The 11991-nt window shown below is 41.4% G+C and carries 10 protein-coding genes; 4 read left to right on the top strand and 6 right to left on the bottom strand.

Features of this window, described 5'->3' with window-relative positions:
- Nucleotides 1-24: 24 nt before the first annotated feature.
- A complete protein-coding gene (locus tag V7K27_RS08395; protein ID WP_334946287.1) occupies nucleotides 25-1155 on the top strand; it encodes a CO2 hydration protein in 1131 nt (376 codons plus the stop codon).
- Nucleotides 1156-1308 (top strand): hypothetical protein, encoded by a 153-nt coding sequence (locus V7K27_RS08390; RefSeq protein WP_334946127.1) that lies wholly within the window; start codon nucleotides 1156-1158, stop codon nucleotides 1306-1308.
- A 13-nt stretch (nucleotides 1309-1321) separates the two neighbouring features.
- Here V7K27_RS08390 and V7K27_RS08385 read toward each other — a convergent pair whose 3' ends face one another.
- The 6 genes from V7K27_RS08385 to petH all read right to left on the bottom strand — a co-directional run bounded on the left by V7K27_RS08385 (nucleotide 1322) and on the right by petH (nucleotide 8271).
- A complete protein-coding gene (locus V7K27_RS08385) occupies nucleotides 1322-2260 on the bottom strand; it encodes a hypothetical protein (RefSeq protein WP_334946124.1) in 939 nt (312 codons plus the stop codon).
- 3 nt (nucleotides 2261-2263) lie between these two features.
- Complete coding sequence (locus tag V7K27_RS08380) at nucleotides 2264-3442, bottom strand: AAA family ATPase (protein ID WP_334946122.1); 1179 nt, start codon at nucleotides 3440-3442, stop codon at nucleotides 2264-2266.
- Complete coding sequence (locus V7K27_RS08375) at nucleotides 3439-4557, bottom strand: DUF262 domain-containing protein (protein ID WP_334946120.1); 1119 nt, start codon at nucleotides 4555-4557, stop codon at nucleotides 3439-3441. The genes V7K27_RS08380 and V7K27_RS08375 overlap by 4 nt, the downstream gene beginning before the upstream one ends.
- An 86-nt stretch (nucleotides 4558-4643) precedes the next feature.
- Nucleotides 4644-5369, bottom strand: coding sequence for a Uma2 family endonuclease (locus V7K27_RS08370; RefSeq protein WP_334946118.1), 726 nt, complete (start codon nucleotides 5367-5369; stop codon nucleotides 4644-4646).
- A 93-nt stretch (nucleotides 5370-5462) separates the two neighbouring features.
- On the bottom strand, nucleotides 5463-6749 hold the full coding sequence (locus tag V7K27_RS08365; RefSeq protein ID WP_334946285.1) for a homoserine dehydrogenase: 1287 nt from the start codon (nucleotides 6747-6749) through the stop codon (nucleotides 5463-5465).
- 175 nt (nucleotides 6750-6924) lie between these two features.
- Nucleotides 6925-8271 (bottom strand): ferredoxin--NADP reductase, encoded by a 1347-nt coding sequence (gene petH / locus V7K27_RS08360; protein ID WP_334946283.1) that lies wholly within the window; start codon nucleotides 8269-8271, stop codon nucleotides 6925-6927.
- 1026 nt (nucleotides 8272-9297) lie between these two features.
- Between petH and V7K27_RS08355 the strand changes: the two genes are divergently transcribed.
- Both V7K27_RS08355 and metK read left to right on the top strand, forming a co-directional pair.
- The gene (locus V7K27_RS08355) at nucleotides 9298-10302 is read left to right on the top strand and encodes a phosphoribulokinase (RefSeq protein WP_334946116.1); all 1005 of its coding nucleotides are present in this window, start codon (nucleotides 9298-9300) and stop codon (nucleotides 10300-10302) included.
- Between the two features lie 373 nt (nucleotides 10303-10675).
- Nucleotides 10676-11950, top strand: a complete 1275-nt coding sequence (gene metK, locus V7K27_RS08350; RefSeq protein WP_334946114.1) for a methionine adenosyltransferase — start codon at nucleotides 10676-10678, stop codon at nucleotides 11948-11950.
- The last annotated feature ends 41 nt before the right edge of the window (nucleotides 11951-11991 follow it).

The following is an 11991-nucleotide window of genomic DNA, read 5'->3' as shown; positions in this document are numbered from 1 at the left end:
CTAATGCCTTTTGGAGAGATGGCAATGGTAACTATTAAAAAGAAAGCTACTCACAATCCCTTAGCTGAGTATATTGAACGTCTGCAAAAAGGAGAAGCATTACTCCCCGATAGTCCAGAGAATGTGCTGGAAGTTGTTGGCATTCTGAAAAGCTATGGCGTAGTTTTAGATGCCTACTCAAAAAATCTTAACTATATTGCCGAGCATCAGTTTTTAGTATTTTTCCCATTTTTTAAATACTTTAATGGAGAGGTTTCTTTTCAGAAATTACTCCGTCACTGGTGGCATAAGCGAATTAATTTTGAATATGCCGAATATTGCCTGAAAGCTATGATGTGGCACGGTGGCGGCGGACTAGATACATATTTAGATACACAAGAATTTCAAGAAAGAGCGCAAGCCGTTATCGCCGCAAAATTTAAAAATAATCCCTTAATTCCGGTTATTAACCAACTGTTTCCAGATTTCTTAACAGAACACTTGCGCGTCTCTGCTTACTACACCGGTTTAGGTCAATTCTGGCGAGTAATGGCTGATATATTCCTCAGCTTATCAGACCGCTACGACCAAGGCGAAATCAAATCGATTTCCCAAGTTGTAGACCACATTAAAGCAGGGTTAGTGGCGAATGCATCAAACCCAATTACCTACGCCGTCAAAATTCGGGATGAAGTCTATGAAATTATTCCCAAAAGTGTTGGTTTGACCTTCTTAGCAGATACAGCAATACCTTATGTAGAAGCAGTATTCTTCCGGGGAACTCCTTTCCACGGTACAGTTTCATACAACGCCCAAGGATATCAAATTCCCCCAGATCAAACCCGATTTCAATATGGCGCATTGTATGCCGATCCTTTGCCCATCGGCGGCGCGGGTATTCCTCCCACCTTGCTGATGCAGGATATGCGTCACTATCTTCCAGAGTATTTGCACGAAATTTATCGTCGCAGTCTTCGGGGTGAAGATGATTTGCGGGTACAAATTTGCATAAGTTTCCAAAAATCGATGTTTTGCGTGACGACAGCAACGATTTTGGGACTAATGCCTTATCCTTTGGATACTAAAGATCCAAATAAGAAAATAGGTAATCGAGTTTATTTAGAGAAGTGGATGAGTCGGTTAGAAACTTCGCGGTTGCTGGATGTGAATAAATAGTTGATTTTTGGTCAAGATTATGCTTCTGGTTCAACGCCGAGCGATCGCACTTATTGTGAGACATCGCAGTTTTTCTGTAAAACTAGGCTCAGGCTGCCAAGACTTTTGGACTTAAATTTTTGGAAGATAGATAAAGGCGATCGCTTTTTCTAATTTGGCTTTAAAATTATTGGATTTTTGGCCCGATGTACCCAATGATCATTTTGCCAATTCCTAATTCTGTAGAAAAATGAAGCCGCCAAGCTCCTGCACCAGTCATTCTTAGGTGCAAACTGAATATACGATACACATCATCAGGACACTTAAAGGTCAGCTTATCCTCTAAACTTTGAAGCCTAGAGTCACTTTCTGGAGTAACTTTACTGGCAACAAGGTCTAAATCGAAATCTCCATCTGTCCAAGTTTTACAACAGTTCTCTAGCTCAAACAACTTTCTGACAATTTGTCGTAACATCGGGCTACCCTTGCCAAGGCTTTGTATTTGTTGACCGACACTTTCACAAAAGCTGAGAGAGGGAAATAAATCTTTTTTGCGTTGCCATAAATTACAACCATCACGAACCCCTGTTTTCAGCCGTTCCTGTATCCAAGAAAGATTTTCCTTTACGTTCTTTATGGTACTAGCATGAGTAACTGTGACTGTATCTAAATTCAAATTATCATTTTCAAGCCAAGTATATTCTAGCGAAATACTATTAAATTCCCATTTTTGATCTGAGTTTATGCTTAATGCTAAGGATTCAAGTAGATAGGCAATTCCCAAACCTTCGCTTTTTTCTCCTTCATAGAGAAAATCTGAGAGTATATTTTTATTTTCAATATCTGAATCTTGAATATCTGCTAAAAAAGGTGTCTTTGCTGCTGTCAGAATAAATCGTATATCGTCTCTATTTACAGTTTGATCTACTAACCAGTTAGATAACGAATAATTATCTGCTAATACAGTATTGTAAAACTCATGATGAGTGCGAATTATTGGCTTAACACCTAGCTCTGCTGCTTCGCGTGCGGTCAGAATTAATTCTGACATTCTTTGTTTAGCCATCTGAATATCATTAGCAGCAACTCGCAAAGATAACTCATTCAATACCATTTCCAAGTCCATCTGCTACACATCTCTTGGTTTAAGTAAAGTTATTAAATCTTTTTCCCATTCATCAAAAAATCCATCAGGCCAATAATCAATTCTGCCGTTACGATCAATTTTTGGTGATATTACTTCTGTAAAAAGAGCTTGTCCTTGTTTTTCTTGTCGCTGAAAATAGTGTAATTGCACATCTTCGGGATTAAGTTTGCCGCCATGAACTGCAAGCCGAATTCCGTTTAAAACATGATCGCTATGAGTTTCTATCACCACTTGCACACCACAACTAGCAGCCAGTGCTAACAATTCACCCATTTTGGCTTGTCCTCTAGGATGAAGATGAGCTTCTGGATTTTCAACTAGAATGAGTGTATCAGGTTCCGATGCAAGTATTGCTACGATAATTGGCAAAGTATAGGTAATACCAAATCCAACATTAGTAGCACGGTAAAAGTTATTATCACCGTAGAAGTATTGTATATTTATCAAATCCATATCTAGATTGGATTTAATATTAATGCGTGTACCTGGGCTAATTTCTCCCATCCACGCTTCAACTTGATCAATTAGAGCTAGTGATGGTATTTCTGGATCGTCGAATTGTCGACGTGAACTTTTTACATTAGGGTGACTTAACTGGCTGTGAGAAATAGGTGTGTTTGCATTAACTGCTAGGAAATTTACTGTGTATTCACACTTATCACCGAGTGTTCTACCTATTTGAACTTTCTCATATGAGATTTTGTTAAAACTTCTAGGCCCAATACGCTCTGCCTCAATGTAATGAAATTCTTGATTAAATAAACTCGATTGATAAACGTTATCATCTACAGGGGCTGAAGCAAGAGTTAAAAAATTAGTTCCTATATCTTCTTGTTTATTTTCTGTATATTCTTCATATTTAAATTTCCATACACCTTTTGTACCATTTTTCCAAAGTATTTCAAATACTAGTTGTTCTTGTTTAGATGCACCTTCAAAAATCGCATCTTTAGCTGTACCAATATTAATTAAATCTCCATTGAGTACCAAGCCTTTTTCTGACAAGAAACCTTTTTGATAAGATTGCCTTAATAATAATAATGCTTGTAAAACAGAAGATTTACCAGTACTGTTAAGTCCAGATAAAAGTGTAAGTGGTCTAAATGTAAGGGGTTGATTTTGAAAAGGCTTAAAATTTGTGAGTACCAGGGAACCTATCATAGAAGTACTTCCTGAATTATTTTTTCTATAGTACTAAATCTATACTGTACTTTCTCGGCAGCCTGAGATATAGATTCTAAAAAATCTTTGTCATTGTCTATATATCTCTTGAATATATCAATCAATTTTTGCTTTCTATCTATTAAAATTTGCATTTGAACATCACTCAATTTACTCAGAAGTACTGACCAAGATTCAAAGAGAGCTTTATTTATAGGAAACTTTCTTTTCTGAGAATTAGATATTTTCCGAAAGGCATCTTTTCCAAAGATGTTCGAGGTAGCTATAATTGTTCTTTTAAAATTATTTTCAATCTTATGTAGTTCGGCTTCTGAGAGTTTATTTGTCTTAGATAGTGCTTTAGTTAAAAAAGTATCTCTGTTGTCGGCATAATCCTTATAAGTAGTCAAAGTAAAGGCTAAGAAACCTAGTATGAATTCCCGATCATCCATACGCATTTTCCGATCCTTACCAAGTTGAACGACTTGCTGAAACTCTGGAGATGCTGCAAGTTTAGTTAAAAACTTTGTTCCCTTACCAGGATTAAGAGCATGGCGTAATTCTTGAGGAGACAAAGCAAGCCCTCCTGTATTAATGCGTTTGAAAATATTATATTTAATTTCTGGAGGTGTACCTTTTTCAATTAAATATACCGTTAGTTGAGTTTCTTCAAGGCGGCGTTGGTATCTGCGATCAATTTGTTCGTAGGTTTTACCTTCCAGATTTGTCAGATATTCTAATCCAGATAATTTGAGTTTTTTGTCGAGAATAAAGCGCTTTAGTGCAAATAGACGCTGTAATCCATCTACTACTAACCATTTATCTTCATTAGTAGCATCTATATAAAATGCTGGTATGGGGATACGGATAATAATAGATTCTATAAGCCTACTTTGGGCGTCTTCTTTCCATATATCCGCATGACGTTGGAAATCAGGTGCTAAATCAAGGGCTTCTTCATTGATTCTTTTAAGCAATAACTCTATTGTTGGTTCCCTAGTTACAATGTTAATTTTATCAGGATCATACTGGAAAGTAACTTTTTCTTCTTGATCTTCTTCTTCTGAAATTTCTTCATCAGCTAATTCTGCATTGTAGTTACTCAAATCTGTCACAGCGCTTACTCCTTAGTATTAACATTTGTTTGTTCACTCAGTTATATATATATCCTCAATTTTTTGAAACTATCGCGTGTGAGCATTTAATAGGCTTCTGGTTCAATACCGAGCGATCGCAATTGAGCAGTTAAGCGATCGGCTCTTTGCCGTTCCTGTTCCGCTATTTCTGAGCCAGTCAACAACAAATTACCCTGCAAATCCCACCAGCGCAGCCAGGGTAATTGGGCGTTTTGATATTCTCCTTGCCACAAACCTAACTCAACTCCCAAAGGTGCAATAGTATAATGTCCGCGTTCATTTGCTGCTAATAACTGATATTGTCCACCAATTAATTCATAAACTTCGATACTGGCTTTATTCACTTCATAAATCCCGTAAAAAGCCGGATGAATTACTTGCTCATAAATCCAAAATTTCCCCTTCCAAGGAGTTTTATCTCGTTCATCACTACCATCTCCAGAAACAAATTCCAAGGCAATCAAAGGGGCAATATACTCTCGCCACAGTACATAAGACCTTCGCGTTTGTCCATTGAGCAAGGGCGGTACATTTCCTACATAAAACCAATCTGGTGCTTCTGCTCCTCGTTCTGGCGGGTCTGTCAAGCGCCAGTAAATACCTAAGTCCTGACCTATACAATATTGACCATCAGGATGTAATTGTTTGAGGACAGGTGTGATCGAGTCAGTGAGTAAGATGCTTTGGGGATGCTCTTGCCAGTTTTTCACAAATGTACCATCAGACTCTGGTAGCTGCGTATGGTCGGGGAAAGGAGTGAGGGCGGTGGATGGGTCGGTTGCAGAGGTCATAAGACTACCTTTGCAGGAGTAAGGGTTGTTTTTTAGTTTAGCAATAGACCTAAACTTCTGGTTCAATGCCGAGCGATCGCTAAAAGACTAATCTCAAAGTACACGCAGTATGCTAGGAATGCTTTCGATCGCTGACAAATTCCGAATTTCTGCTAAAGCTTGTCGAAAGTTGCCTTCTGGCACATCATGGGTAACAACGACAATCTCTGCTAGTTCCCCTTGAAAGCCAGTTTGGACAATTGACTCTAAGCTAACGCCATAGTTACCAAAGCAAGTACCCAATTTACCGATAACTCCAGGTTGATCATTCGTGAGGAAACGGGCGTAAAACCGAGTTATCAGTTCTGCCATTGGCGCAATTTGGCAATATTCCTGATGTCCACAAGCTAATAAGGGATTTGCAACTGCTGTATTGGTTTTGAGGACAGCAACTAAATTTAAAATATCTGATGTGACAGCACTGGCGGTTGCACCAGCACCAGCACCGGGGCCAAAAAACATTACTTGCCCGATGGGTTCTCCTTCGACAAGAATGGCGTTGTAAACGCCGTTAATGCTAGCCAAAGGGTGGGCTTTAGGCACCAAGGTAGGATGAACTCTAACCGAAAGGGGCGATGAGGGAGTATTACGTTTAGCGATCGCTAACAATTTAATCACAAATCCCAATTTCTCGGCGTAAGCAATATCTGTCTTGCTCACTTGCCGAATCCCCTCAGTATAAACATCTTGTAAGTTGATGCGTCCACCAAAGCCTAATGATGCGAGGATGGCAATTTTATCGCCTGCGTCTAAGCCATCGACATCGGCTGTGGGGTCAGCTTCAGCATAACCCAGACGTTGGGCATCAGCTAAGACATCGCTGAAGTTGCTGCCTTCTGTTTGCATCCGCGTCAGGATGTAGTTAGTTGTACCGTTAACGATGCCGGTTATAGTGTGAATGCGGTTAACGCTTAAAGACTGCTTCAGGGGTTGAATTACCGGAATCCCACCACCCACAGAGGCTTCTATCATGACGTATACGCCGGCTTGATTGGCAGCTGTGAAAATTTCCGCTCCAAAGCGAGCGATCGCGGCTTTATTGGCTGTGACTACGTGCTTATTATTACTTAAAGCTTTCAGGATGAGCGATCGCGCCGGCTCCAATCCACCCATCACCTCGACAACTATATCTACCGCCGGATCGTTGACAATAGCTTCTAAATCTGTAGTTAAGACTTCCGTAGACAATTCTACTGCACGGGGTTTATCTAGCGATCGGACTCCCACCCGATAGATTTCTATCTCTTGCAACAACGGGTGACGCCCAGTTATATCTTGCAACAACTGCACTGTTCCCGTCCCCACAGTGCCTAATCCCAGTATTCCTAGTTTCACACCCACAAATTTTGCACCCAATTTCACCAACAACAATTGTAGGTAGAGCATTTGCCCTACCTACTGATTATCCTGCTTCCTTTGTCATTTTGTCATTTGTCCTTTGTCCTTCGTCATCTGTCTAAAACTAATGACTAATGACCAATGACCAATGACCAATGACTAATGACTAATGACTAACTTAGTATGTTTCTACGTGCCAGCGATGGGCTTTCTTGAGTTCCTTCTGGTAATCACTCCAGGTTACGCCTTCCTTAGCAGCAGCAGTTTTTAAAGCTGCATCAATACCTTCTTCCATACCGCGCAAACCGCAGATGTAGGTGTGAGTTTTTTCATTTTTAATCAACTGCCACAATTCATCAGCATGTTCCGCTACGCGGTCTTGGATGTACATCCTACCGCCTTGGGGATTTTTTTGTTCGCGGCTGATGGCAGCAGTGAGGCGGAAGTTATTAGGATATTTTTGTTGAATTTCTTCCAGTTCTTCCTTATACAAGAGGTTTGGAGTTGTCGGTACGCCAAATATGAGCCAAGAGAATCCTTTAAATTCGTATTCTGGGTTGGCTGCTTTTTCCGCATCTTTAAACTGACGCCACAAATAAGCCCGCATGGGGGCAATACCTGTTCCCGTTGCCAACATAATCACATTAGCATCAGGGTCATTGGGTAACAACATTTCCTTACCCACAGGTCCGGTAATTTTTATGTCTGCCCCTGGTTCTAGGAAGCACAGGTGTGTAGAGCAAACACCGTAGACTGTTTCGCCAGTTTCCGGGTGCTTGTACTCCAACTGGCGGACGCACAGTGAGACTGTCTTATCATCTACATCATCGCCATGACGAGTTGAGGCGATAGAATATAGTCTGAGTTTTTCCGGCTTGCCGTTCTTGTCTAATCCTGGTGGAATAATCCCAATACTTTGACCTTCTATATACTTCAAATCCCCGGCGGAAATGTCAAACTTGAGGTGTTGAACAATACCAATACCACCTTCTTTGACTAGCGGTTCATTAGATATTACCTTGCCAATAAACGGAGCATTGGGGCGGTAAGTGTTAACAGGAACGTCACCTTGGTCTTTTTTGGCTTTCGCTTGAGTCATGGTGTTGCCTTTCTTGTCCTTGTTCTTGAGCTGTTCTTCAGCTGGTGGTTTAGCGAAGCCTTTGGCTTCACTATGAGCATTTACAGGTGTGGCTTTACCATTTCCTTCACTGTTAGCAGTTTCCCCAGATGTAGCTAACTCGCTGACAACGCTTGTAGTATTCCCAAATGAGGCTTTACCATTAACTGGCTCTAGAGCAGTTACGGGCTGGATGCTAACAATTGTGCCGCCTAGACGAGTGATACGTCGCATTTCTTGATTCATGCGGTTGTAAGGCACTCTGATGAACACACTGCCACTTTTACGAATTGGGTAGTTAGTTTGATCGGTTTCTTCGCTCTGACGCAAACCTACCACTTCATAGACGAAGACGCGGCTACCTAATTCTGTGTTGGCAGCACCCTCAACAGCACCTTGATTGTACATTCGTTCTACCACTCCGATAATTTACTTAACCGTTTTTCAAAAAAAAACTATTCCCCTACCTTGCCAGCTTTAGTTTACCGGATTTTCGTTTCACAAAACTGGCCTTGAAGGAAAAACGGCATCATTAAATTAATGCCTTGCTAAGTACACTCACCAAAGACATGCAGCCATAGCAAAAAACACACCTGTTCATCTTCTAAGGTAAAGGATAAGTCTTGTGGAGAATGTTAATAATGAGTCAATTTAATCTTTTTTTCGTTAACTAAGTTTAGGGGTTTAAGTCCCCTGCTTTAAAAGCCAGCCCCTTTTGGGTCGGGGTCTTAAATCCCCGTCACAAAACTTACTTGCGACTTGCGACTTGCGACTTGCGACTTGTTTTAACTACCACCCCCATGAAGGAGATAGTTACCATAATCAGTTTTACTTGATGTGAAAAATCTGTCAACCTTTATCAGTACCTTGCCATCACGCCGACACTTCTATTTGAGCATATCTATAAATTTAACAGCCAATAATTTGACTAATGCAAGTTGTTGACTCATTCGTTGGATAGATTTTAGCTTGGAATATCTGAAGCATTGTCAAGCCGGAATTACAATTTAGGAAGGTCAAAGAATTCGCTGCCAGAATAAATTATACCTTATAGACTTGATTATATAGAGTCAAAACTAGGAGAATGACAGCGCTGCAACACTTATGGGCGATACTGATCCCCATTTTTAAATTAACAACTAAATCAACAAAATCATTGATGAACCACGCTAATTCTTCTTGAGGGCAAATCTTGTATGGGATACCCCCATCTGTTAAAATCAAATATACCACTAGGATTAAATACTTACCGGCACCAACATTCAGGCTAGTCCGACGAGTAGCAGCTTACTTACTTTGTTGTCTACGCGTTTGGTGTCTTATAACTGTGCTAGGTAGCAAGAACCCAGGATAAACCAAAGGGGTAAACTCCTGGCTTCAGAATCTGCTGTGTGAAAAATTATTGACACAACTTTAGTATTGTAGAGGAGATTTATGACAAATAAGCCGGAACGCGTGGTACTGATTGGAGTAGCCGGAGACTCTGGGTGCGGTAAATCTACGTTTTTGCGTCGTTTGATAGATTTGTTTGGTGAAGATTTAATGACAGTCATCTGCTTGGATGATTATCACTCGCTCGATCGCAAACAGCGCAAAGAAACTGGGATAACAGCACTAGACCCCAGAGCGAACAATTTTGACCTGATGTATGAGCAAATTAAAGCGCTCAAAAGTGGTCAAGGCATTGATAAGCCGATTTACAACCACGAAACCGGCTTGCTTGATCCGCCAGAGCGGGTGGAGCCGAATCGGATTATAGTTGTTGAAGGGCTGCATCCTTTATATGATGAACGGGTGCGATCGCTAATCGACTTCAGTGTTTATTTTGACATTAGCGATGAAGTCAAAATTGCCTGGAAAATTCAGCGAGATATGGCTGAACGCGGTCATCGCTACGAAGATGTCTTAGCGCAAATCAATTCCCGCAAACCTGACTTTGAAAAGTTTATCGAACCACAAAGAGAATTTGCCGATGTGGTTCTCCAGGTATTACCCACGAACTTGATCAAAAACGATACGGAGCGCCGAGTCTTAAGGGTACGTATGCTCCAACGGGAAGATAAGGAAGGCTTTGAGCCAACCTACCTGTTTGATGAAGGTTCAACAATTAATTGGACTCCCTGTGGACGTAAGCTGACCTGTTCTTACCCTGGTATGCAACTGTACTACGGTTCAGATGTGTACTACGGTCGCTATGTCTCAGTATTAGAGGTAGATGGTCAATTTGATAACTTGGAAGAAGTAATTTATATCGAAACCCATCTCAGCAATACATCCACCAAATATCAAGGTGAATTAACTCACTTGTTACTCCAGCACCGCGAGTATCCAGGTTCCAATAATGGAACTGGTTTCTTCCAAGTGCTTACAGGTTTGAAGATGCGTGCTGCTTATGAACGGTTGACAGCTACGGAAGCAAAGTTAGCAGTTCAGGTTTAAAAGCAGCAGTGTTTGTGTCAAAGTTTGTGGGGGCGCTTCTAAGTGACCCCATTTTTTTGTGTTATTAAATACATTTTAGCTAGAAAATAATTAACACACATTTATCTTCTTTACAGATACTTACCTTATAATTAGTGGTTTTTATCAATATTAAGAAGATCCTAACTACTGAAGTATAAATATTGTTATGATTTCATAAATTAGGTAGTTGAAGTGACGACTCCACACGCTGACAGCAAGCTGTACAGCGTAAGAGCTTTCTTAAGAAATTAAGAGGTTCGTCATTAGCCTCAGCAACCTGTTATGCACTTTTGGTTCCAGCTAAATACCACATTTAGTCAGCGAAAAAAATTCAAGTCAGGAGGAATTTCCTTTGTCTCGTCGATATTTATTTACCTCCGAGTCAGTCACCGAAGGTCATCCAGATAAAATCTGCGATCAGATTTCTGATACCATTCTGGATGCCCTACTGACACAAGACCCCAGCAGCCGTGTTGCTGCTGAAGTAGTAGTTAACACTGGTTTGGTGCTAATCACTGGTGAAATAACCACCAAAGCCAATGTGAATTTCGTCAATCTCGCCCGCAAGAAAATTGCCGAAATTGGCTATACCAATGCCGATAATGGCTTTTCTGCTAACAGCACCAGCGTTCTGCTGGCTATAGACGAACAATCACCCGATATTGCCCAAGGCGTTAACACCGCCCACGAAAGCCGCGAGCAAGATAGTGATGAACTATTCGACAAAATTGGCGCGGGCGACCAAGGTATAATGTTCGGCTTTGCCAGCAACGAAACACCAGAACTGATGCCCTTACCCATCAGTCTCGCTCATCGCATTGCCCGCCGATTGGCAGCAGTCCGCAAAACTGGTGAACTGCCATACCTGCGTCCTGATGGCAAAACCCAAGTAACTGTGGCTTACGAAGACGGACGACCTGTAGGCATTGATACTATCCTGATTTCCACCCAGCATACAGCCACTATTGGGGAAATCACAGATGAGGCGGCAGTACAAGCCAAAATTAAACAAGACCTCTGGTCAGCAGTCGTCGAACCTGTTTTTGGCGACATTGAGATTAAGCCTAATGAGGAAACACGTTTTTTAGTCAACCCCACTGGCAAATTTGTCGTTGGTGGTCCTCAGGGAGATTCTGGTTTGACAGGACGGAAAATAATCGTTGACACCTACGGTGGTTATTCACGGCATGGTGGCGGGGCTTTTTCTGGCAAAGACCCCACGAAGGTAGACCGCTCTGCGGCTTATGCGGCTCGTTATGTGGCGAAAAATATTGTCGCTGCCGGGTTAGCAGACAAAGTTGAAATCCAGCTATCCTATGCGATTGGCGTAGCACGACCAACAAGCATTCTAGTGGATACCTTTGGCACCGGCAAAGTGGATGAAGAAACCTTGCTGGAATTAATCAACCAGCACTTTGAACTGCGTCCGGCCGGGATTATCCATACCTTCAACTTACGCAACTTACCAAGTGAACGAGGCGGACGTTTTTATCAGGACGTCGCGGCTTACGGTCATTTTGGGCGGACTGATTTAGACTTGCCTTGGGAACAGACCGATAAAGCCGAGTTGTTGAAGCAAGCGGTAAATGAGTCACTTTCGGCAGCAGTTGCTCAGGCTGTAACTTAGACTTATACGCTACTGCAAAAACTTAGTTTATCAAGGTGAGG

It is taken from the genome of Nostoc sp., assembly GCF_036919575.1.
In the GTDB taxonomy this organism is placed as follows: domain Bacteria; phylum Cyanobacteriota; class Cyanobacteriia; order Cyanobacteriales; family Nostocaceae; genus Nostoc.
The sequence above is the reverse complement of the archived record's forward strand: the minus strand, read 5'-3'. Positions and strand labels throughout refer to the sequence as shown.

Excerpts from the sequence above, each read along its gene's own strand:
- V7K27_RS08395 (WP_334946287.1), top strand. The coding sequence starts at position 25 with ATGGTAACTATTAAAAAGAAAGCTACTCACAATCCCTTAGCTGAGTAT.
- V7K27_RS08385 (WP_334946124.1), bottom strand. The coding sequence starts at position 2,260 with ATGGACTTGGAAATGGTATTGAATGAGTTATCTTTGCGAGTTGCTGCT.
- V7K27_RS08380 (WP_334946122.1), bottom strand. The coding sequence starts at position 3,442 with ATGATAGGTTCCCTGGTACTCACAAATTTTAAGCCTTTTCAAAATCAA.
- V7K27_RS08370 (WP_334946118.1), bottom strand. The coding sequence starts at position 5,369 with ATGACCTCTGCAACCGACCCATCCACCGCCCTCACTCCTTTCCCCGAC.
- petH (WP_334946283.1), bottom strand. The coding sequence starts at position 8,271 with ATGTACAATCAAGGTGCTGTTGAGGGTGCTGCCAACACAGAATTAGGT.
- V7K27_RS08355 (WP_334946116.1), top strand. The coding sequence starts at position 9,298 with ATGACAAATAAGCCGGAACGCGTGGTACTGATTGGAGTAGCCGGAGAC.